22 protein-coding genes are annotated in these 20,515 nt (G+C 67.9%); 11 read left to right on the top strand and 11 right to left on the bottom strand.

Features of this window, described 5'->3' with window-relative positions:
• The first annotated feature begins 36 nt into the window (after window positions 1-36).
• From AP428_RS09040 to AP428_RS09010, 7 genes are all read left to right on the top strand, one after another.
• The gene (locus AP428_RS09040) at window positions 37-318 is read left to right on the top strand and encodes a DUF333 domain-containing protein (RefSeq protein ID WP_054928020.1); all 282 of its coding nucleotides are present in this window, start codon (window positions 37-39) and stop codon (window positions 316-318) included.
• A gap of 153 nt (window positions 319-471) precedes the next feature.
• The gene (gene sugE / locus AP428_RS09035; protein ID WP_006497024.1) at window positions 472-792 is read left to right on the top strand and encodes a quaternary ammonium compound efflux SMR transporter SugE; all 321 of its coding nucleotides are present in this window, start codon (window positions 472-474) and stop codon (window positions 790-792) included.
• Window positions 793-1,009: 217 nt separating this feature from the next.
• Window positions 1,010-1,627, top strand: a complete 618-nt coding sequence (locus AP428_RS09030; protein WP_006483514.1) for a DUF4126 domain-containing protein — start codon at window positions 1,010-1,012, stop codon at window positions 1,625-1,627.
• Complete coding sequence (locus AP428_RS09025; protein ID WP_054928019.1) at window positions 1,624-4,239, top strand: ABC transporter permease; 2,616 nt, start codon at window positions 1,624-1,626, stop codon at window positions 4,237-4,239. Before AP428_RS09030 ends, AP428_RS09025 begins: the two co-directional genes overlap by 4 nt.
• A gap of 44 nt (window positions 4,240-4,283) precedes the next feature.
• Entirely contained in the window at window positions 4,284-4,694 is a 411-nt protein-coding gene (locus AP428_RS09020; RefSeq protein WP_006478237.1) for a group II truncated hemoglobin, read from the top strand.
• 102 nt (window positions 4,695-4,796) lie between these two features.
• Complete coding sequence (locus AP428_RS09015; protein ID WP_054928018.1) at window positions 4,797-5,528, top strand: alanyl-tRNA editing protein; 732 nt, start codon at window positions 4,797-4,799, stop codon at window positions 5,526-5,528.
• Complete coding sequence (locus AP428_RS09010; RefSeq protein WP_054928017.1) at window positions 5,525-6,142, top strand: DUF924 family protein; 618 nt, start codon at window positions 5,525-5,527, stop codon at window positions 6,140-6,142. The genes AP428_RS09015 and AP428_RS09010 overlap by 4 nt, the downstream gene beginning before the upstream one ends.
• A 173-nt stretch (window positions 6,143-6,315) precedes the next feature.
• Here the strand turns inward: AP428_RS09010 and AP428_RS09005 are convergent, their stop codons facing one another.
• The 11 genes from AP428_RS09005 to AP428_RS08955 all read right to left on the bottom strand — a co-directional run bounded on the left by AP428_RS09005 (window position 6,316) and on the right by AP428_RS08955 (window position 15,804).
• The gene (locus AP428_RS09005; RefSeq protein ID WP_054928016.1) at window positions 6,316-8,208 is read right to left on the bottom strand and encodes a glycosyltransferase family 39 protein; all 1,893 of its coding nucleotides are present in this window, start codon (window positions 8,206-8,208) and stop codon (window positions 6,316-6,318) included.
• 227 nt (window positions 8,209-8,435) lie between these two features.
• Window positions 8,436-9,197: an SDR family oxidoreductase gene (locus AP428_RS09000; RefSeq protein ID WP_054928015.1), complete on the bottom strand. Its 762-nt coding sequence runs from the start codon at window positions 9,195-9,197 to the stop codon at window positions 8,436-8,438.
• Between the two features lie 22 nt (window positions 9,198-9,219).
• Window positions 9,220-9,801 (bottom strand): TIGR00730 family Rossman fold protein, encoded by a 582-nt coding sequence (locus tag AP428_RS08995; protein WP_054928014.1) that lies wholly within the window; start codon window positions 9,799-9,801, stop codon window positions 9,220-9,222.
• Window positions 9,798-10,556, bottom strand: a complete 759-nt coding sequence (locus tag AP428_RS08990; RefSeq protein ID WP_006478243.1) for a TetR/AcrR family transcriptional regulator — start codon at window positions 10,554-10,556, stop codon at window positions 9,798-9,800. The genes AP428_RS08995 and AP428_RS08990 overlap by 4 nt, the downstream gene beginning before the upstream one ends.
• 201 nt (window positions 10,557-10,757) lie before the next feature.
• Complete coding sequence (locus AP428_RS08985; protein ID WP_011694335.1) at window positions 10,758-11,294, bottom strand: diacylglycerol kinase; 537 nt, start codon at window positions 11,292-11,294, stop codon at window positions 10,758-10,760.
• Complete coding sequence (locus AP428_RS08980) at window positions 11,291-12,325, bottom strand: glycosyltransferase family 1 protein (RefSeq protein WP_043888581.1); 1,035 nt, start codon at window positions 12,323-12,325, stop codon at window positions 11,291-11,293. The genes AP428_RS08985 and AP428_RS08980 overlap by 4 nt, the downstream gene beginning before the upstream one ends.
• Window positions 12,326-12,353: 28 nt before the next feature.
• Window positions 12,354-13,292 (bottom strand): UDP-2,3-diacylglucosamine diphosphatase, encoded by a 939-nt coding sequence (locus AP428_RS08975; RefSeq protein ID WP_006478246.1) that lies wholly within the window; start codon window positions 13,290-13,292, stop codon window positions 12,354-12,356.
• A 225-nt stretch (window positions 13,293-13,517) separates the two neighbouring features.
• A complete protein-coding gene (locus AP428_RS08970) occupies window positions 13,518-14,024 on the bottom strand; it encodes an RDD family protein (protein WP_054928013.1) in 507 nt (168 codons plus the stop codon).
• Window positions 14,025-14,030: 6 nt separating this feature from the next.
• Window positions 14,031-14,798 (bottom strand): DUF3106 domain-containing protein, encoded by a 768-nt coding sequence (locus tag AP428_RS08965; RefSeq protein WP_011545824.1) that lies wholly within the window; start codon window positions 14,796-14,798, stop codon window positions 14,031-14,033.
• Between the two features lie 26 nt (window positions 14,799-14,824).
• A complete protein-coding gene (locus tag AP428_RS08960) occupies window positions 14,825-15,244 on the bottom strand; it encodes a DUF3619 family protein (protein WP_011545823.1) in 420 nt (139 codons plus the stop codon).
• The gene (locus AP428_RS08955) at window positions 15,241-15,804 is read right to left on the bottom strand and encodes an RNA polymerase sigma factor (RefSeq protein ID WP_006478250.1); all 564 of its coding nucleotides are present in this window, start codon (window positions 15,802-15,804) and stop codon (window positions 15,241-15,243) included. Before AP428_RS08955 ends, AP428_RS08960 begins: the two co-directional genes overlap by 4 nt.
• Window positions 15,805-16,159: 355 nt before the next feature.
• Between AP428_RS08955 and AP428_RS08950 the strand changes: the two genes are divergently transcribed.
• The 4 genes from AP428_RS08950 (at window position 16,160) to AP428_RS08935 (ending at window position 20,420) form a co-directional block, all read left to right on the top strand.
• A complete protein-coding gene (locus AP428_RS08950) occupies window positions 16,160-17,923 on the top strand; it encodes an acetolactate synthase 3 catalytic subunit (RefSeq protein ID WP_006478251.1) in 1,764 nt (587 codons plus the stop codon).
• Between the two features lie 111 nt (window positions 17,924-18,034).
• The gene (ilvN, locus tag AP428_RS08945; RefSeq protein WP_006398781.1) at window positions 18,035-18,526 is read left to right on the top strand and encodes an acetolactate synthase small subunit; all 492 of its coding nucleotides are present in this window, start codon (window positions 18,035-18,037) and stop codon (window positions 18,524-18,526) included.
• 105 nt (window positions 18,527-18,631) lie between these two features.
• Complete coding sequence (gene ilvC / locus AP428_RS08940) at window positions 18,632-19,648, top strand: ketol-acid reductoisomerase (RefSeq protein WP_006478252.1); 1,017 nt, start codon at window positions 18,632-18,634, stop codon at window positions 19,646-19,648.
• 127 nt (window positions 19,649-19,775) lie between these two features.
• Complete coding sequence (locus AP428_RS08935) at window positions 19,776-20,420, top strand: phosphatidylserine decarboxylase (protein ID WP_006478253.1); 645 nt, start codon at window positions 19,776-19,778, stop codon at window positions 20,418-20,420.
• The last annotated feature ends 95 nt before the right edge of the window (window positions 20,421-20,515 follow it).

The following is a 20,515-nucleotide window of genomic DNA, read 5'->3' as shown; positions in this document are numbered from 1 at the left end:
CCTGACCGTTCCGCGAACGAAAACGAGGAGCGTGCAATGTCCGTCCGTCTGGTCGTCATCCGTGCGCTGGCGCTGGTCGCGCCCGGCGCGTTCGCCCAGCCGTTGCCGCCCGGGCAGCAGCCGCCCGCGCAGGTGGCGCTGGCCAATCCCGCGTCAGTCAACTGCGAGAAGCTCGGCGGTCGCCACGTGATCCGCAACCTGTCGAGCGGGCAGGTCGGGATGTGCGTGTTCGAGGATGGCCGCGTGTGCGAGGAGTGGGCGCTGTACCGCGACGATCGCTGCGTCGGCGGCGGTGCGCCGAAGCGCGTGGCGAACTGAGCGCGGCCGGCCGATCGCGCCCCGCATCGGCCACCGACGTGGCCGGCAGCCGGCAGGTCCGTAAGCCTCTTGTTATACTCGGCGCCGCCCGGGGACGACCCCGGGCCATTCGCTTCAACGGGGACGGCCCCATCCGATCTGGAGTACGTCGAGATGGCGTGGGTATGGTTGTTGATCGCCGGTTTGCTGGAAGTGGCCTGGGCGGCCGGCTTGAAATCGTCGGACGGCTTCACGAAGCTCGGTCCGTCGGTGTTTACGATCGTGACGGCGCTGGCCAGCTTCGGGCTGCTCGCGGTCGCGATGCGCCAGTTGCCGCTCGGCACCGCATACGCGGTGTGGACGGGCATCGGCGCGGTCGGCGCGTTCGTGTTCGGTATCGTGATGATGGGCGAGGCGCTGACCGTCGCGCGCGTCGCGAGCGCGGCGCTGATCGTCGCGGGGCTGGTCGGCCTGAAGCTGTCGTCGGCCGCCTGACGACGGGATGCCGGGCGCGCATGCGCCCGGGCGCCATCCCGCACTGCGGAATTGCGCCGGCCGCCCGCCCAGCCTGTCTATAATGGAACGCATTCGGGCCTGAATCCCGTCGTGCTTCGCGCGGCACGCGGTGCCGGTCGCCACGCGCCGCGCGGCCAGTCTGTCCGACCCGATCCGGTCAATCGGCAAAACGCACGGAAAGTGCAAGGAGAGGGCCATGATCGAAGCCATTTCGCTCGGCGCGGGGCTCGCGTGGGCGAGCGGCCTGCGCCTGTACCTGACGGTCCTGATCGCCGGCGTGCTGGCGCGGTTCGGCTGGCTCCATCTGCCCGACACGCTGGCCGTGCTGATGTCGCCGTGGGTCATCGGCGCCGCGGCCGTGCTCACCGTAACCGAATTCCTTGCCGACAAGATCCCCGCGTTCGACTCGCTGTGGGATGCCGTGCATACCTTCATCCGCATTCCGGCCGGCGCCGTGCTCGCGGCCGGCGCGCTCGGCCATGCCGACCCGACCATGCTGGCGGTCGCGGGGCTCGCCGGCGGCTCGCTCGCCGGCGCCGCGCACGTGGCGAAGGCCGGCACGCGCGCGCTGATCAACCTGTCTCCCGAACCGATTTCGAACTGGGTCGCGTCGTCGACCGAGGACGGTCTCGTGGTCGGCGGGCTCGTCCTCGCGTTCTTCGTTCCGCTCGCGTTCCTCGTGCTGCTCGCTGCGTTCATCGCGGCGTCGGCGTGGGCGCTGCCGCGGCTGTGGCGCGGCGTGTCGGGTGGTTTTCGCGGAATGGCGAACCACATGGTGTCGCGGCTCAACTCGATCGGAGGGAAACGCGATTGAAGGGGCCGCAACACGCGGCGCAGCCGCCGGCCGGCCAACCCGGCCATGACGGGCGCGCGCATGCCGGCCGCTTCGGCCTGCGCGACCTGATCCACCAGGCCGCCCGGATGACCGCGCGCGACTGGCGCGCGGGCGAACTGACGCTGCTGGTCCTCGCGCTGGTGCTCGCGGTCGCGGCGCTGACGAGCGTCGGCTTTCTCGCCGACCGCCTGCGCCAGGGGCTCGAGCGCGACGCGCGCCAGATGCTCGGCGCCGATTTCGTCGTGCGTGCCGATCGCCCCGTCGATCCGTCGTTCGACCGGCAGGCCCGCGCGCTGGGCCTGCGTACCGCCACGACCGCCATCTTCCCGAGCATGATCGCGGCCGCCGCGGGCGGGCAGGCGGCCGACGCCGCGCCGTCGCGCCTCGCCGCCGTGAAGGCCGTGTCGCCCGGCTATCCGTTGCGCGGCGCGGTCGAGATTCTGCCGGTTGGTGCGACCGTCGCGCAGAAGGCGGCCGCGATTCCCGCGCCCGGCACCGTATGGGCCGACCCGGCGCTGCTCGACGCGCTGCACCTGAAGGCGGGCGATACGGTGCGCGTCGGGCTGCGCACGTTCACGGTCGCCGCGGCGATCACCCGCGAACTCGATCGCGGCTTTTCGTTCGTCAATTTTTCGCCGCGGCTGATGATGCGCGCGGACGAGCTCGCCGCGACGGGGCTCACGGGCTACGGCAGCCGCGTCACGTACCGGCTGCTGGTCGCCGGCGACGCACCGGCCATTGCGCGCTTCGAAACGTATGCGCACCAGCGCGTCGACGGCGGGAAGCTGCGCGGTGTCGGGCTCGAGTCGTTGCAGGAAGGGCAGCCGCAGGTGCGGCAGACGCTGGATCGCGCGCGTCATTTCCTGACGCTCGTCGCGTTGCTGACCGCGCTGCTCGCGGCGGTCGCGATCGCGATGGCCGCGCAGCGCTACATGCGGCGTCATCTCGACGGCTGCGCAACGATGCGCTGCCTCGGCGTGAGCCGCCGCACGCTCGGCGCGCTGTTCGCGCTCGAATTCGTCGGCGTCGGCGTCGTGTCGGGCGCCGCGGGCGCGGTGCTGGGCTACGGCGGCCACTGGGCGCTGCTGGCCGCGCTCGGCAGCCTGATCGACGTCGTGCTGCCGCCGCCGACGTTGTGGCCGGCGCTGATCGGCATGGGCGCCGCGCTCGTGCTGCTGCTCGGTTTCGCGCTGCCGCCGCTCGTCCCGCTCACGCGCGTGCCGCCGGTACGCGTGCTGCGGCGCGATTGGGGCGACGCGTCGCGCACCGCGTGGGCCGCGTATGCGATCGGCGTCGTGCTGTTCGCGGGGCTGCTGATCGTGGCCGCCGGCAACCTGAAGCTCGGCCTGATCGTCGCGGGCGGCTTCGCCGGCGCGCTGGTCGGGTTCGCGCTGATCGCCCGGCTCGTGCTGTTCGCCGCCGCGCGCGCGGTGCGCAATGCGCGCGTGGCCGCGGGCGTCGGCTGGCGTTACGCGCTGGCGTCGCTGCACCGGCGCGGCACGGCCAGCGCGCTGCAGATCACCGCGCTCGCGCTCGGCCTGATGTGCCTGCTGCTGATCGCGATCACACGCAACGACCTCGTGGCGGGCTGGCGGCAGTCGACGCCGCCCGATGCGCCGAACCAGTTCCTGATCGACATCCAGCCCGACCAGCGCGCCGATGTGGCCGCCTATCTGGCCGCGCACGGCGTGCGCGACGCGGTGCCCGCGCCGATGGTGCGCGGCCGCCTGGTCGCGATCAACGGCAAGCCGGTGAATCCGGACGCATATCCTTCCGAAGAGGCGCGCCGGCTCGTCGATCGCGAGTTCAACCTGTCGTATACGACCGAACTGCCGTCCGACAACCGGATCGTCGAAGGCGACTGGTTCGGCAACGCGGCCACGCCGCAGATCTCGATCGAAGCCGGCCTCGCGAAGACGCTGAACGTGAAACCGGGCGATACGCTGCGCTTCGACGTGACGGGGCTGACGGTCGATGCGCCGATCACCAGCGTGCGCAAGCTCGACTGGGGCTCGTTCCGCGTCAACTTCTTCGTGTTGATGCCGCCGCCGGTGCTGAAGGATTTCCCCGCCGTCTACCTGACCAGTTTCCATCTGCCGGCCTCGAACGCCGCGCTGCTCGATCCGCTGATCGCGCGCTACCCGAACCTGACCGCGATCGACGTCGCGCCGATCCTCGCGCAGTTGCAGCGGATGATGCTGCAGGTGGTCGGTGCGGTGCAGTTCCTGTTCGCGTTCACGCTCGCGGCCGGCGTGCTCGTGCTGTACACGGCGCTCGCCGGCTCGCGCGACGAGCGCGTGCGCGAGGCCGCGCTGCTGCGTGCGCTCGGCGCGTCGCGCGCGCAGGTCAACGCAGTGCAGCGCGCGGAATTCGTCGTGGTCGGCGCGCTGGCCGGCGTGCTGGCATCGGCGGGCGCGATCGCGGTCGGCTGGGTGCTCGCGTCGCGCGTGTTCGACTTCCAGCTCGCCGTCGATCCGTGGCTCGTGCCGGCGGGCATCGCGGCCGGTGTCGTCTGCGCCGGTGCGGCCGGCTGGTTGAGCCTGCATAATGTGTTGCGGCGCCCCGCGCTGCAGTCGCTGCGCGACGCCTGAGCGTCGCCCGCGGCCCCGAAGATCCCGTTTTCCGACTATCCGTAATGACCGATGTGAATGACGATGCGCCGGCGCAGCCGACGGCGTTCGAGCTCGTGGGCGGCGAAGCCCGCGTGCGCGAAATGGTGGACCGTTTCTACGACCTGATGGACCTCGAACCCGAGTTCGCGCAGATTCGCGCGCTGCATCCGCCGTCGCTCGACGGTTCGCGCGACAAGCTGTTCTGGTTCCTGTGCGGCTGGCTCGGCGGCCCCGACCACTACATCAGCCGGTTCGGCCATCCCCGGCTGCGCGCGCGACACCTGCCGTTCCCGATCGCGTCGGTCGAGCGTGACCAGTGGCTGCGCTGCATGGCGTGGGCGATGGAGGACGTCGGGTTGCCGGAGCCGCTGCGCGAGCGGCTCATGCATTCGTTCTACGACACGGCCGACTGGATGCGCAACCGGCCCGGTTGATCGACCGGTACGCCGCTGTCCGCGCGCGGGACGATCTGCGCTGGGCGCATGAGCGGCCCGGCGCGACACTGGCCGTTTCTCCATCGATACGAGGCTTGCCCGATGACGACCCAAGCGCTGTTTCGCGAAGACGCGTACCTCACGCAATGCGAGGCGATCGTCCAGGCCGTCGGCGACGGCGGCATCCGGCTCGACCGCACCGTGTTCTATCCGCTCGGCGGCGGCCAGGCCGGCGACACCGGCACGCTGACGCTGCCCGACGGCAGCACGATCGCGATCGCCGACACGCGCAAGGCGAAGTTCGACGGCGCGACGCCCGACGACGCCGTCCACGTGCCCGCGCCGGGCCAGGAGGCGAGCGTCGCGACGCTCGCCCCCGGCACGCGCGTGGTTGCTGAGATCGATTGGCTGCGCCGCTACCGGCACATGCGTCTGCACACGGCCGCGCACCTGATGTGCGCGGTGCTGCCGTACGCGGTCGACGGCTGCAGCGTGACGGCCGACTACGTGCGGCTCGATTTCGCGACTTCCGACGCGATCGACCGCGACGACGTCGAGCGGCGCCTCGCGGGCTTCGTCGTCGGCGCGCATCCGGTCACGACCGAATGGATCACCGACGACGAGATGGCCGAGCGTCCCGAACTCGTGCGCACGATGAGCGTGAAGCCGCCGATGGGCCTCGGCCGCGTGCGGCTGCTGCGCATCGAAAACGTCGACCTGCAGCCGTGCGGCGGCACGCATGTGCGCAACACGTCCGAAATCGGCGGGTTGCGGGTCGCGAAACTGGAAAAGAAGAGTGCGCGCACACGGCGCCTCGTACTGGAGTTTGCATGACGGTCGATACCGGGAAAGCAGGCGCGGCGGCGCTCGATCCGCAGGCACGGGAGATTCTCGATTTCTGGTTCGGCGAGCCGGACTCGGCCGAATTCGGGCAGAACCGCAAGGTCTGGTTCAACGGCGGCGCCGCGTTCGACGACGTGCTGCGCACGCGTTACGGCGCGCTGCTCGACGCCGCGTGCGACGGCGCCTGCGATCACTGGGCCGATTCGCCGTCGGGCGCGCTGGCGTTGATCGTCGTGCTCGACCAGTTCTCGCGCAACATCCATCGCGGCACGCCGCGCGCGTTCGCCGCCGATCCGAAAGCGCTCGCGCTCGCCCGCCGCGTCGTCGCGGCCGGCTGGGACGCCCGGTTGCCGAGCGGCCATCACCGTGCGTTCGCGTATCTGCCGTTCGAGCACGACGAGTCGGTCGAGAGCCAGCGCGAGGCCGTGCGCCTGTGCGCGGGCATCCGCGACGAGGCCGGATGCGAGAGCTATCACCGCTACGCGTTGCTGCATGCGGCGATCGTCGAGCGCTTCGGCCGCTTTCCGCACCGGAACGCGATTCTCGGTCGCGCGTCGACCGACGAGGAAACGGCGTTTCTGCGAGAGCCCGGCTCGTCGTTCTGACGATCCGTACGTTGGCGTGATGAGGGAACGGGGCGGCTAACGCCCGGACGCTTGCGGGTTCGTGCAGGCACGGGTACGGCAGCACGGGCTGCGCACCGGTCGGGCGGATTGCCGCGACCTATGCCGAAGAGGAAAGTGAAGGCGGGCAGGACGGCGCATCGCGCCGTCCTGTATCACTGCAGGTGCTGTTCGGGCGTGCGCACGTAGACGCGCAGCAATTCCTCGTTGTCGCCCGGGCGGGCGCCCGTCCAGAACAGCTTCCATTCGCTGCCCGGCGCCGGATCGACGGCCCGCACGCCCTGCACGATCATCCACGTGCAGCGCGTCGTCTTCGCGTCGTCGATCGGCGTGTGCTCGATGCCGGAGAAGTAGTACAGCATCGGCGCTTCCGATTCGCCGAGCCCGTGCAGGCTCGCCATGCAGTCGCCGTCGTTCCATTCGAGCGCGAGATGCGCGTTCAGGTCGTCGAACACCGAGCGGTAGCTCTTCGCGACGTCGAGCCACGGCAGCAGCAGCGTATAGATGAGTCCCCACGCAACGAGCGCGCCGGCGCCCCACGACAGCGCGCCGCGCCACAGCCCCGTCGTGCGCAGCTTCGGCAGCAGCGTCAGCCAGCCGACCGTCAGCGCGAGCGCGCCGGTCACGAGCGCGGGCTGGATCGGCATCGTCCAGTCGAGCGGCAGCCAGCGGCCGAGCAGCGCGAGATCCGCGCGCGACGCGGCCGGATCGGCCATCACCGCCCAGATCGCCCATGCGAGCACGACGACCGTGCCGAACAGGATGCGGCTGAGGTAATCCCACGCGAGATGCAGCCGGCGCGGCAGGCGCTCGATCGCCTGCGCGGCGACCAGCGCGAGCGGCGCGAAGAACGGCAGGATGTAGAGCTGGCGCGACGTCGCGGACACCTGCAGCACCACGAGCCCGATGCCGGCGAACAGCACGGGTAGCGCGATGCGCGGCGCACGCCAGTCGCGCCATGCGCCGCGGGCGAGCGCGACGATCGCGAGCGGCGCGACCGGGAAGCCGACGGTAAGGAACGCGCGCAGGATGAAGAACGGCTTGTCGTTTTCCGCGCCCAGTTCGGGCACGGAGAAACCGAAGAAGCGACCGACGTTGTTGTCCCAGAACCACGTCATGAACAGCGTTTCGGAGCGCAGGAACAGCGCGGTCGGCCAGATCAGCGCGAACGGCGCGAACACGAGTGCGGCGACGCCCAGCGCGCGGGCGAACGAGCGGGTGCGGCAGGCCGGGTAGAGCGCCAGCGTGCACACGAGCGTGGCCGCGAACACGAGCGGCACGAACAGCCCTTTCGCCATCAGCGCGATGCCGACGCCCGCGCCGAAGACCGGCGCGGCCCAGCGGCTCGCCGGATGCACCGGCAGCCCGTGCCGCATCTGCTGCGCCCGCGCGACATGCTGCATCACGAGTTCGAGCAGCCCGCAGAACCCGATTGCCGTCCCGGCAAACAACGCGACGTCCGTCATCATGTCGTGCACGTGCTTGATGACGACGAGCGTGCCGGCGCTGAGTACCACCGGGCCGAGCACGCGCAGGTCGAACCAGGTGTCCGCGCGACTGGCCACGCGGGCCGCGCGGGCGATGAAGCCGAACGCGAGCGCGGCGAACAGGGCACTCGCCAGGCGCGCCGCGTCGTGCAGCGGCATCACGCGCTGCAGCAGCCACGCGAGGCTGGTCGCGACCCATGCGTAAAGCGGCGGCTTTTCCATGAACGGCAGGCCGGCATTGGTCGGCACGACGAAGTCGCCGGTCTCGAGCATGTGCTGGATGATGCCGAACGTGTAGGTTTCGTCCTGTTTCCACGGATCGTGGCCGAGCACACCGGGCAGCGTGTACGCGCACACCAGTGCGGCGATGAACAGCCAGGCGCGCCAGCCGAGCAGCAGCGAGCGGTCGCGCGGGGCGCTGATCGTGGCGGTCGAGGCGGCGACGGGCGTACCGGCGACGTCGAGCGTCGCGAGGACGTCGGTATCGGCGGTCGAGCGGGTGTGCGCGGCCGGGGCGGGCACGGACGTGCGTCGTCGGCTGGGCGCTGCGGTTCCAGGCATGGAAAAGATCTCGGGTCGAGTCGAGCCGGTCCGGCGACATGGGCGGGACCGATAAGGGATTACATCCGGCTAACGGACAGGATGTTTAAGACACCTGTCTGAATGACCGCTAGTAGAGCACGGAATTGTTACGGATGTTTACTGAAACTGTCACGGAATTGTGGAGATTTGTGGCACCGTGACCACGGGGCGTTTTCGTCAGCCGTATTGTTGCGCCGCGTGTCAGCTTAGCGGCCGCCGCCGACGTCGAGCAGGGCGCCCGTCGTGTAGGACGCCGCATCGCCGAGCAGCCAGACGATCGCCTCGGCGATCTCCTGTGCCTCGCCCGCGCGGCCGAGCGGCGTTTGTGCGCCGAGGCGGGCGGCGCGGCCCGGCTGGCCGCCGCTTGCATGAATTTCGGTCTCGATCAGGCCGGGGCGCACCGCGTTGACGCGCACGCCGTGCGGGCCGAGTTCCTTTGCCAGGCCGATCGTCAGCGAATCGACCGCGCCTTTCGAGCCCGCGTAGTCGACGTACTCGTTCGGCGAGCCGAGCCGCGACGCGATCGACGACACGTTGACGATCGCGCCGCCGCGGCCGCCACGGTCGGTCGACAGCCGGCGCGCCGCTTCCCGCGCGCACAGATAGGCGCCGAGCACGTTGGTATCGAACATCCGCCGCAGCCGGTCGACCGGCATGTCGGCGAGCGGCATCGACGGCGCGACGATGCCTGCATTGTTCACGAGCGCGTCGAGGCGCCCGAACTCGGTCGCAACCGTATCGAACATCGCGACGACGTCGGCCTCGTTCGCGACATCGCCCGCGACGATGCACGCGCGGCCGCCCGCGTCGCGCACGGCCTGCGCGGTCAGTTCGGCCGCTGCCGCGTCGCGCGCGTAGTTGATGCCGACGTCCCAGCCGCGTTCGGCCGCGAGCACGGCGGTCGCGCGGCCGATGCCGCGGCTCGCGCCGGTGATGAGGACTGCCTTGCGGTCGGACGGTGCGGTCATCGCGTGCGGTTTCCGGTGAGGATCACTTCGCTGCGTCTGGCGCCCACTTGTCGCGGGCGGGCGGCAGGTAGTGGCGCAGCCGCTCGATCAGCGCGACGGGTTCCGATTCGACGCACAGCGCGTCGAAATAGGCGGGCCGCATGAAGCCTTCGTCGACCGTATGGCGCAGTAGCGCGATCAGCGGATCGTAGAACGAATCGATGTTGTAGAGCGCGACGGGCTTGCGGTGATAGCCGAGCTGCGCCCACGTGTAGACCTCGAAGAGCTCCTCGAGCGTGCCGGCGCCGCCGGGCATCGCGACGAACGCGTCGGAGAGGTCGGCCATCATTTTCTTGCGATGGTGCATGTCGGGCACGACGTGCAGTTCCGACAGCCCCGTATGGCCGACTTCCTTGTCGACGAGCAGCTCGGGGATCACGCCGACCGCACGGCCGCCGGCCGCCATCACTTCGTCGGCGATCACGCCCATCAGGCCGACGCGGCCGCCGCCGTACACGAGCGTGAGGCCCGCATCGACGAGCGCGCGGCCGAACGCGCGCGCGGCGTCGGCATAGACGGGCCGCACGCCGGACGACGAGCCGCAGTAAACGCAGACTGCCTTCATTGCTTGGAATCCTTGGCGGACGCCTGCCCGGTGACGACGGGGCTGTCGGCGGGGCGCGGGGAGCCGTCGCGCGGCGGCAGGTAGTCGGTGAACTGGCGCTTGGGCAGCTTGCCGGAGACGAGGTCGTCGAACAGCTGGCGCGAACGGCCGCGCAGGTACGGGGCCATGATCGAGATCACGTGCATGCTCACCTGGTGCAGCTCTTCGCGGATCGCGTCCTGGTCGTTGTATTTGCGCGGATGCATCACGTACTGGTACGACAGCCAGTAGGTCGAGATCACCGCCATGTTGGTGGCGATGACTTCGATCTCGGCGGGCGTCGCGACCATTTCGGCATCGGAGACGAGCAGCTCGCACATGTCGTGCGCGAAGCGCACCTTGTGGCTGATGATCTGCTTGAAGTGCGTCTCGAGCGTGCGGTTGCGCGCGAGCAGGTCGTTGAGGTCGCGATACAGGAACCGGTAGGTCCACATGAAATCGGCCATGTACTGCAGGTACGACCAGGTTTCGTCGATCGTCGGACGGTGATCTTCGGGGAAGCGCAGCCGCCGTTCGATCTGCTGCTCGAACTGCGCGAAGATGCTGTTGATGATGTCGTCCTTGTTGCGGAAATGGTAGTACAGGTTGCCTGGACTGATTTCCATTTCCTCGGCGATCGTCGTGGTGGTGACGTTCGGCTCGCCGATCTCGTTGAAGAGTTTCAACGACAACTCGAGAATCCGTTCGCGGGTGCGGCGGGGAGGTTTCGCTTCCATGTCGTCCGGCCCTGTGTGTGCCGGACTGGCGGGCGCTGCAATCGATGCTGCGTGATTCGTCCGGCGCGGGTTGCTGTTCTATGTCTAGCGGACGATTATAAACCGGGGTTCCGCCACATCGGGGCATTTCATGATCGCGGCCCCGCGCGGCGCATGGTGCAGCGCCGCATGCGGGCGACGGGAAGGACGCCGGGCGGTTGCCTAGAAGCCGAGCCAGCGTGCGACGACCGGCCCGAGCACGAAGCCCCACGTCGTCACGCACGCGAACAGCGCGACCGTCACAGCCGCGCTGCCGAGGTCCTTCGCGCGCTTCGAGAGTTCGTGGCGCTCGAGCGAGATGCGGTCGATCGCGGCTTCGACGCTCGAGTTGAGCAGCTCGACGATCAGCACCAGCAGCACCGAGCCGATCAGCAGCGCGCGCGATGCGGCCGGCACCGGCGCGAACGCGCCGATCGGCAGCATCAGCGCGGCGAGCGTGAGCTCCTGGCGAAACGCGCTTTCCTCGCGGATCGCGACGCGAAAGCCGTTCAGCGAATGCTTGAGCGCGAACCACGCACGCGTGATGCCGCGGTGGCGCTTGTACGGGTTCGGCGGCAACGGCGCGAGCCGGTCGTCGGGGCCGAGCGGCTCGTGCGGGTGCACGTCCGCATCGGCGTGCGGTTCTTCCTCGTCGAACGGGCGGTGCCGTGACGGCGTCGCGGCGGGGGGCGGGATCTTGTCGTTCAGGTCTCGTTTCAAACGGCGGCACCTTCGGCTGGCGAGTACGCGGTCTTCGGCAGCGGCTTCAGATGCGACGCGAACTGCTCGGATGCCGCGCGCCACGAGAAGCGTTCCGCCCACGCGCGCGCAGTCGTGCGTTCGATCTTCAGCGCCTCGAGGCAGGCTTCCTGCAGGTCCTCGTGCATCGCGCCCGCGTCGCCGCCGCTGAGCACGTCGATCGGGCCCGTGACGGGATACGCGGCCACCGGCGTGCCGCAGGCGAGGGCTTCGAGCAGCACGAGGCCGAACGTGTCGGTGCGACTCGGGAATACGAACACGTCGGCCGCAGCATACACCTTCGCGAGCTCGGTCTGTGACAGCACGCCGAGATAGTTCGCCTCCGGGTAGCGCGACTTCAGCTCCGCGAGCGCGGGGCCTTCGCCCGCGACCCACTTCGAGCCGGGCAGGTCGAGGCGCAGGAACGCCTCGACGTTCTTCTCGATCGCGACGCGGCCCACGTACAGGAAGATCGGCCGCGCGGTGTTGAGCACCTTCGACTCCATCGGCCGGAAGATGTCGAGATCGACGCCGCGGGTCCACAGCACGACGTTCGTGAAGCCGAATTTCTCGAGGTCCTGCTTGACGACCGGCGTCGGCGCCATCACCGCGAGCGACGGGCCGTGGAACCAGTGCAGGAAGCGGTAGGTGGCGGCGAGCGGAATACCGAAGCGCGCCTGCACGTATTCCGGAAAGCGCGTGTGGTACGCGGTGGTGTACGGCAGCTTGCGGGCGCGCGCATAGCGCCGCGCGGCCAGGCCGAGCGGGCCTTCGGTCGCGATGTGCAGCGCATCGGGTGCGAACGCATCGATCCGCGCGCGCAGCTTGCGGTACGGCAGGATCGACAGGCGGATCTCGGGGTAGGTCGGGCAGGGCACCGTGCGGAATTCCAGCGGCGTCAGCAGTTCGACGCGGTGGCCGAGCGCCGTGAGTTCGCGCGCCGTGCTCTTCAGCGTGCGCACGACGCCGTTGACCTGCGGTTCCCACGCGTCGGTGACGATCATGATCTTCATCGCGGCATGTCCTGTAAGTAGGGTTGTGTCAGGCAGCGGCCTTGGCCTTGCGCGACGTGGTCTCCGACGGCGCGGTGCGCATCACCGTCCAGTAGACGATCTTCAGTTCGCCTTCCATCGTTTCGACGAGCGCGGACAGGCTTTCGACCCAGTCGCCGTCGTTGCAGTACAGCACGCCGTCGATGTCGCGGATCTCGGCCTTGTGGATGTGGCCGCACACGACGCCGTCGCAGCCGCGGCGGCGCGCCTCGTCGGTCATCACGGTCTCGAACTGCGAGATGAAGTTGACCGCGTTCTTGACCTGGTGCTTCAGGTACTGCGACAGCGACCAGTACTGGAAGCCGAGCCGGCTGCGGATCCGGTTGAACCAGCGGTTCAGCACGAGGATCAGCGTGTAGAGCGTGTCGCCGAGGTACGCGAGCCATTTCGCGTGCTGGATCACGCCGTCGAACAGGTCGCCGTGCACGATCCACAAACGTTTGCCTGCGAGCGTCGTGTGGAATGCCTCGCCGCGCACCTGGATGTCGCCGAACGCGAGATCGCAGAACTGCCGCGCGCCTTCGTCGTGGTTGCCGGGGATGTAGACGACCTGCGTGCCCTTGCGCGCCTTGCGCAGGATCTTCTGCACGACGTCGTTGTGCGCCTGCGGCCAGTACCAGCCCTTTTTCAGCTGCCAGCCGTCGATGATGTCGCCGACGAGGTACAGGTATTCCGAGTCGTTGTGACGCAGGAAATCCAGCAGGTAGGGCGCCTGGCAGCCGCTCGAGCCGAGGTGGATGTCGGACAGCCAGATGGTGCGGTAGCGATGGGCGGACGGCTCGGGGTCCTCGTGCTGCGTGGTGTGCGCGACGGGCGGCTTGTGCGACACCACGCCGTCGGTTGCCCCCGAGCCGGACAGGAACGCAGTGGCGGCGCGGGCGCCGATGGGGTGACGAAACAGTGAGGTCGCGGACGTTTTCTGGCCCATGCATGACTCGCGCCGGTTGACATTACCGGCATTCCGCCATGCGGGCGTGACTGTGCCATGACAGTCACGAGACGTTCTTATTACGACCGTTGAAGGGTGTTTAGCAGTGAACGAGCGGGCGTTGCGTCATCTGCCGTACTGAACCGCCGACGCTTGTCAGGCAAGGCCGTCTGGCTGGAGGGAAGGGCACCGAGCGAGCGGCTTTCGTCTGGCGAATGCGGCGCGTCAGCGCGGTATCGCGACGACGCGGGTGCGCGCGATCCGGTCGTGCGGGAACTGACGGCCGGCGTGCAATCGGGCGGCGCCGGCCCATACGACGATCCACGCGGCGGCGAGCGCGAGCGTGACGGGTACCGACAGGCCGAGGAGCGGGTGCAGCGCGAGCGGCGGCAGGAACCACAGCCAGCCGAGCACGTAGCGGACGAGCGCGTGGCTGGCGCTCAGCGGTCGGCCGCTGGACGATTCGAGCCGCAGCCGCCAGGTTTTCATCGGCAGCGTCTGGCCGCCGTGCGTCCAGAACCACACGAAATACGCGCCGACGACGAGCGCGATCCACGTGGCAAGCAGGTTGTGATGGACGAGGCCGTTGCGTTGCTGCGTCGCGAGGCTGAACGCGAGCCCGGCGAAGAACACGACGCCGAACAGCAGCACGCCTTCGTAGAGCAGCGCGGCGAGGCGCCGCCGCACGGACGGCGCGGCGGCCGGGGTGTCGGGCGCGCGGACGTTCGCCACGGCCGTTCAGGAGCCCTTGAACAGCGAAGGCGCGTCGGCGGGCGACACCGGCGCCACGGCGGCCGGTGCGGACGCGGTGCCGGACGTCGACGACGCGGGCACCGGCTGCGCGGCGACGCCGGCCGACGCGGGCGCCGGGGCGGCGGCCGCACCGCTGGCCGGGTGTTCGTGCGAATTGACGAGGCGGCGGACGTCACGGTCGGCGACGGTCGGCGGCGCGCTGACGACGCTCGGCTTGCGGCGGCGTTCGGCGGCGGCAAGCCGTTCCTTCTGCTCCTCGGGGAGTTGCTGGTAGGCCTTCCACGCGCGCTCGCGCGCCTGCGCGGACAGCTCCTTCGCGCTCTGGTAGTTCTCGCGTGCGACGCGGCGCTGCTCGGGCGTCATTTTCGCCCATTCGGTCATCCGCTCCTGCAGGCGCTTCTGGTCATCCGGCGACAACTTCGCGAAACGCGATGCGATCTTCAGCCATTTACGCTTGCGGGCATCGCTGAAGCCGTCCCACTGGTCGGCGAACGGGGCGAGGGCCGCATGCTGCGCCGGCGTGAGGCGCGCCCACGACAGCGGGCCGGCGGCGGCCGGCAGCGGCAGGGGAAGCGGCAGCGGGGGAAGTTCGGTGGTCAGCCCGGCCGCGGCCGACGCCGGTGCGGCGGAACTGGTGGTCGCGACGGGCGTCGTCGCGGGGGCCGGGTGGAATCGGGGATACGTGGCGACGTAGGAAACGGCGATCGCGATCACGCATCCGAAAAATACGGCCAGGCCGCGCTTCTGACTCACCCGTACGATCCCCTCGTTATTGTCTGTTAGTGAGCGCGCGAAAGATACGCGTTGAACCCGTGGTCGAGATACGCGTTGAGCGGCAGGTCGTCGCTGAGCATCGCCGCGTCGATGTCGGCGAGTTCGGCGGTGCGCTGCATGTCTTCCCAGTACGCGATGCCGACGAGCCCCGCGAGCAGCAACGCGAGCGGCCATGCGCGCAGCAGGCGGCGGCCGAACGACGTCGGCGGGCGGTTCGCGGGCGTCGGGCCGTAGGCGCCGGCCGCGCCGGCGAAGGCCGGCACGAACACCGGCGCGGTCGCGGCTTCGGGCTTCTTGCGCGCGAGCGCGGCCCGGCGGGCGACGGCCAGCCGATCGGTGGTCGCGGCAGGCAGCGCGGCCGCGCGCTCGTCCAGCGCGCGGCGCACCTTCAGCGCGAATTCGTGTTCTCGGTTTGCGGAGCTCATAGCGTGATTCCTTTGGCCTTGAGCGCTTGCGCCAGGGTATGAGTGGCTCGTGAGCAGTGCGTCTTGACGCTGCCCTCGGAGCACCCCATTGCGGCGGCAGTCTCGGCGACATCCATATCTTCCCAATAACGCATCAGGAACGCTTCCCGTTGACGCGCCGGAAGTTTCTGGATTTCTTCGTCGATCAGGGCCAGAACCTGCTCTCGTTCGAGGCGGTGCTCGCTGCTCTCGACGCCCGCGTTGTCGTCCGCGGATTCGAGTGTTTCGAGCGGGTCGAAGTCGTCGTCGTCGGTGTTGTTCAGCGACGAGAAGAGCGTCACCCACGTATTGCGGACCTTCTGCCGGCGGAACCAGTCGTGGATCGCGTTCTGCAGGATCCGCTGAAAAAGCAGCGGCAGCTCGGCCGACGGCCGGTCGCCGTACTTTTCCGCGAGCTTGATCATCGCGTCCTGCACGATGTCGAGCGACGCATCGTCGTCACGCACGGCGTACGCAGCCTGCTTGAACGCGCGCCTTTCGACGCCCGCCAGAAAGTCGGCGAGTTCCTTGTCTGATGCCATTCCGTGAAGGTATGCGCTGCGGCCCGCTGCGTGGTGTAAAAGGTCGAAAAATTTCGTAAAACCCGCGGATGCTATCAAATTTTCGCGCGGCTTGGCACCGGGTCGGGCGCCGCACGTTGCGCGCGAGCCGCGCCGGCGGGGCGCCCGGCGGCGTGCATGATGCGCTGCGGGATATTTTGCTTGACGGCCCCAGCGCGACCCGCTATCGTCAACGATTCGCAACATGAAGTGATGGTCTCATTTGAGGCTGGCCCAAGAAGCCCGCCCTTCAAACTGGACGCGCCGCTTGAACCCGAGCCACAAGCCCGGCAGAGAGCACCCGATCAATTTTTTGCCGAAAATTCGAAAGGTCAAAATGAACATGCCCAGCGCGGAATTCTCCACGTCGGAACCCCTTTCCCCTCCCGATAGCGACTCCATCGGCGGTACCGTGCTCATGAAGGCACTGGCCGACGAAAACGTCGAATTCATCTGGGGCTACCCCGGCGGCTCGGTTCTCTACATCTACGACGAGCTGTACAAGCAGGACAAGATTCAGCACGTGCTGGTGCGCCATGAACAGGCGGCCGTGCACGCAGCCGATGCGTATGCGCGCTCCACCGGCAATGTCGGCGTCTGCCTCGTGACGTCGGGCCCCGGTGTCACCAACGCGGTGACCGGCATCGCAACGGCTTACATGGATTCGATCCCGATGGTCGTGATCAGCGGCCAGGTGCCGACTGCCGCGATCGGCCAGGATGCGTTCCAGGAATGCGACACCGTCGGCATCACGCGTCCGTGCGTGAAGCACAACTTCCTCGTGAAGGACGTGCGCGACCTCGCGGCAACCGTCAAGAAGGCGTTCTATATCGCCCGCACCGGCCGTCCGGGCCCGGTGCTGATCGACATCCCGAAGGATATCTCGAAGACGCCGTGCCAGTACGAGCCGATCAAGAGCGTGTCGCTGCGTTCGTACAACCCCGTCACGAAAGGCCATTCGGGCCAGATCCGCAAGGCCGTGTCGCTGCTGCTGACCGCGAAGCGTCCGTACATCTACACGGGTGGCGGCATCATCCTCGCCGACGCGTCGCGTGAACTGAACCAGTTCGCGGACCTGCTCGGCTACCCGGTCACGAACACGCTGATGGGCCTCGGCGGCTATCGCGCGTCGGACAAGAAATTCCTCGGCATGCTCGGCATGCACGGCACCTACGAAGCGAACATGGCGATGCAGCACTGCGACGTGCTGATCGCGATCGGCGCCCGCTTCGACGACCGCGTGATCGGCGACCCGGCGCACTTCGCGTCACGCCCGCGCAAGATCATTCACATCGACATCGACCCGTCGTCGATTTCGAAGCGCGTGAAGGTCGACATCCCGATCGTCGGCGACGTGAAGGAAGTGCTGAAGGAGCTGATCGAGCAACTGCAGACGGCCGAGCATGGCCCCGACACCGAGGCGCTCGCGCAATGGTGGAAGGACATCGAAGGCTGGCGCGCGAAGGACTGCCTGAAGTTCGACCGCGAAAGCGAGATCATCAAGCCGCAGTACGTGGTCGAAAAGGCGTGGGAGCTGACGGACGGCAATGCGTTCGTGTGCTCGGACGTCGGCCAGCACCAGATGTGGGCCGCGCAGTTCTACCGTTTCAACAAGCCGCGTCGCTGGATCAACTCCGGCGGCCTCGGCACGATGGGCTTCGGCCTGCCGGCGGCGATGGGCGTGAAGATGGCCCATCCGGACGACGACGTGCTGTGCATCACGGGCGAAGGCTCGATCCAGATGTGCATCCAGGAACTGTCGACCTGCCTGCAGTACGACACGCCCGTGAAGATCATTTCGCTGAACAACCGCTACCTCGGCATGGTCCGCCAGTGGCAGCAGATCGAATACAGCAAGCGCTATTCGCATTCGTACATGGATGCGCTGCCCGATTTCGTGAAGCTCGCCGAAGCGTACGGCCATGTCGGCATGCGGATCGAAAAGACTTCGGATGTGGAGCCGGCGCTGAAGGAAGCGTTGCGCCTGAAGGACCGCACCGTGTTTCTCGACTTCCAGACCGATCCGACCGAAAACGTCTGGCCGATGGTACAGGCCGGCAAGGGCATCACCGAGATGCTGCTCGGATCGGAAGATCTGTAACGGCGCGACGCGCGTCTGGCCCGATGCGGCCGCCTTCACGAAGGGCGGTGCGGCACGCGGCGGCGCGCGGCGCGAGTGAATCGACACGGACACATTCTGGAAGAAGCGAACATGAGACACATCATTTCCGTCCTGCTGGAGAACGAACCGGGCGCGCTGTCGCGCGTGGTCGGCCTGTTTTCCGCACGCGGCTACAACATCGAAACCTTGACGGTGGCGCCGACCGAAGACCAATCGCTGTCGCGGCTCACCATCGTTTCCATTGGCTCCGACGACGTGATCGAACAGATCACGAAGCATCTGAACCGCCTTATCGAGGTGGTGAAAGTGGTGGACCTGACCGACGGTGCACACATCGAACGCGAGCTGATGCTGATCAAGGTACGTGCAGTGGGCAAGGAGCGCGAAGAAATGAAGCGGATGTCGGACATTTTCCGCGGCCGCATCATCGACGTGACCGAGAAGACCTACACGATCGAATTGACGGGCGCGAGCGACAAGCTCGACGCATTCATCCAGGGGCTGGACGCGGGCGCGATCCTCGAGACCGTGCGCACCGGCAGCTCCGGCATCGGACGCGGCGAGCGCATCCTGAAGGTGTGATGCCGACATAGCCAAAGAGGCACGCCGGGTGCGCCGTCATGTCCCGGCCCGCAGTACTCCATCCGAACGAATTATTGAATTTTTTGAATTAGCGAAGGAACCATCATGAACGTTTTCTACGACAAAGACGCTGACCTCTCCCTCATCAAGGGCAAGCAAGTCACGATCATCGGCTACGGCTCGCAAGGCCATGCACACGCGCTGAACCTGAAGGACAGCGGCGTGAACGTGACGGTCGGCCTGCGCAAGGGCGGCGCGTCGTGGAGCAAGGCCGAAAACGCCGGCCTGTCGGTCAAGGAAGTCGCGGAAGCGGTGAAGGGCGCGGACGTCGTCATGATGCTGCTGCCGGACGAGCAGATCGCCGACGTGTACGCGAAGGAAGTCCACGCGAACATCAAGCAGGGCGCGGCGCTCGCATTCGCGCACGGCTTCAACGTGCACTACGGCCAGGTGATCCCGCGCGCCGACCTCGACGTGATCATGATCGCGCCGAAGGCGCCGGGCCACACCGTGCGCGGCACGTACTCGCAAGGTGGCGGCGTGCCGCACCTGATCGCGGTGGCGCAGAACAAGTCGGGCGCGGCACGCGACATCGCGCTGTCGTACGCGGCGGCAAACGGCGGCGGCCGTGCAGGCATCATCGAGACGAACTTCCGTGAAGAAACCGAAACCGACCTGTTCGGCGAACAGGCCGTGCTGTGCGGCGGTACCGTCGAGCTGATCAAGGCGGGTTTCGAGACGCTGGTCGAAGCCGGCTACGCGCCGGAAATGGCGTACTTCGAGTGCCTGCACGAGCTGAAGCTGATCGTCGACCTGATCTACGAAGGCGGCATCGCGAACATGAACTACTCGATCTCGAACAACGCCGAGTACGGCGAGTACGTGACCGGCCCGCGCGTCGTCACGGAAGAGACGAAGAAGGCGATGAAGCAGTGCCTGACCGACATCCAGACGGGCGAGTACGCGAAGAGCTTCATTCTCGAGAACAAGGCAGGCGCCCCGACGCTGCAGTCGCGCCGCCGCCTGACGGCCGAGCACCAGATCGAGCAGGTCGGCGCGAAGCTGCGTGCGATGATGCCGTGGATCGCGAAGAACAAGCTCGTCGACCAGACGAAGAACTAAGCACCTCGTGCTGTTCCGGCCCTTCGAGTGGAGGGTCGGCATCAAAAAGCCGTCCGAAGGCAGCAGTGCCCCGGGCGGCTTTTGTTATGCTACGTGCTTTGCAATTCACCGAACACAGAACGAATCCATGAACTATCCTCATCCGATCATCGCGCGCGAAGGCTGGCCGTTCATCGCGATTGCAGCCGTCGTCGCGCTGTTGATCCATGCCGTCGGGGGCTTCGGCTTCGCGTGGCCGTTCTGGCTGCTGCTCGTCTTCGTCGTCCAGTTCTTCCGCGATCCGCAGCGCCCGATCCCGGCGCAGCCGAACGCGGTGCTGTGCCCGGCAGACGGCCGCATCGTCGCGGTCGAGACCGCGCAGGATCCGTACGCGAACCGCGAAGCGCTGAAGATCAGCGTGTTCATGAATGTCTTCAATGTCCATTCGCAGCGTTCGCCGGTCGATGGCGCGATCAGCAAGGTCGAGTATTTCCCGGGTGCGTTCCTGAACGCGGCGATCGACAAGGCGTCGACCGAGAACGAGCGCAATGCGGTCGTGATCCAGACGGCGAGCGGCAAGACCGTCACGTCCGTGCAGATCGCCGGCCTGATCGCCCGCCGGATCCTCTGCTACGTGCGCGCCGGCGAGCCGCTGTCGCGCGGCCAGCGTTACGGGTTCATCCGCTTCGGTTCGCGCGTCGACGTGTACCTGCCGCTCGGCAGCCGCGCGAAGGTGTCGATCGGCGAGAAGGTCTACGCGTCGTCGACGATCCTCGCCGAGCTCGAACAGTAAGCGGCGGGGCGCACGATGGCCGCATTCAAACCGCGTCGGCCGCGTAACGGCTCCGGCCAGACGCCACGCCCGTTCCGCCGCAACAAGGTGATGGC

Source organism: Burkholderia sp. E168m22 (assembly GCF_001319805.1).
In the GTDB taxonomy this organism is placed as follows: Bacteria; Pseudomonadota; Gammaproteobacteria; order Burkholderiales; family Burkholderiaceae; genus Burkholderia; species Burkholderia orbicola.
Note: the sequence above shows the minus strand (reverse complement) of the source record. Positions and strands in the feature narration are given on the sequence as shown.

Excerpts from the sequence above, each read along its gene's own strand:
- AP428_RS09040 (WP_054928020.1), top strand. The coding sequence starts at position 37 with ATGTCCGTCCGTCTGGTCGTCATCCGTGCGCTGGCGCTGGTCGCGCCC.
- sugE (WP_006497024.1), top strand. The coding sequence starts at position 472 with ATGGCGTGGGTATGGTTGTTGATCGCCGGTTTGCTGGAAGTGGCCTGG.
- AP428_RS09030 (WP_006483514.1), top strand. The coding sequence starts at position 1,010 with ATGATCGAAGCCATTTCGCTCGGCGCGGGGCTCGCGTGGGCGAGCGGC.
- AP428_RS09020 (WP_006478237.1), top strand. The coding sequence starts at position 4,284 with ATGACCGATGTGAATGACGATGCGCCGGCGCAGCCGACGGCGTTCGAG.
- AP428_RS09015 (WP_054928018.1), top strand. The coding sequence starts at position 4,797 with ATGACGACCCAAGCGCTGTTTCGCGAAGACGCGTACCTCACGCAATGC.
- AP428_RS09010 (WP_054928017.1), top strand. The coding sequence starts at position 5,525 with ATGACGGTCGATACCGGGAAAGCAGGCGCGGCGGCGCTCGATCCGCAG.
- AP428_RS09005 (WP_054928016.1), bottom strand. The coding sequence starts at position 8,208 with ATGCCTGGAACCGCAGCGCCCAGCCGACGACGCACGTCCGTGCCCGCC.
- AP428_RS09000 (WP_054928015.1), bottom strand. The coding sequence starts at position 9,197 with ATGACCGCACCGTCCGACCGCAAGGCAGTCCTCATCACCGGCGCGAGC.
- AP428_RS08995 (WP_054928014.1), bottom strand. The coding sequence starts at position 9,801 with ATGAAGGCAGTCTGCGTTTACTGCGGCTCGTCGTCCGGCGTGCGGCCC.
- AP428_RS08990 (WP_006478243.1), bottom strand. The coding sequence starts at position 10,556 with ATGGAAGCGAAACCTCCCCGCCGCACCCGCGAACGGATTCTCGAGTTG.
- AP428_RS08980 (WP_043888581.1), bottom strand. The coding sequence starts at position 12,325 with ATGAAGATCATGATCGTCACCGACGCGTGGGAACCGCAGGTCAACGGC.
- AP428_RS08975 (WP_006478246.1), bottom strand. The coding sequence starts at position 13,292 with ATGGGCCAGAAAACGTCCGCGACCTCACTGTTTCGTCACCCCATCGGC.
- AP428_RS08960 (WP_011545823.1), bottom strand. The coding sequence starts at position 15,244 with ATGAGCTCCGCAAACCGAGAACACGAATTCGCGCTGAAGGTGCGCCGC.
- AP428_RS08955 (WP_006478250.1), bottom strand. The coding sequence starts at position 15,804 with ATGGCATCAGACAAGGAACTCGCCGACTTTCTGGCGGGCGTCGAAAGG.
- AP428_RS08950 (WP_006478251.1), top strand. The coding sequence starts at position 16,160 with ATGAACATGCCCAGCGCGGAATTCTCCACGTCGGAACCCCTTTCCCCT.
- ilvN (WP_006398781.1), top strand. The coding sequence starts at position 18,035 with ATGAGACACATCATTTCCGTCCTGCTGGAGAACGAACCGGGCGCGCTG.
- ilvC (WP_006478252.1), top strand. The coding sequence starts at position 18,632 with ATGAACGTTTTCTACGACAAAGACGCTGACCTCTCCCTCATCAAGGGC.
- AP428_RS08935 (WP_006478253.1), top strand. The coding sequence starts at position 19,776 with ATGAACTATCCTCATCCGATCATCGCGCGCGAAGGCTGGCCGTTCATC.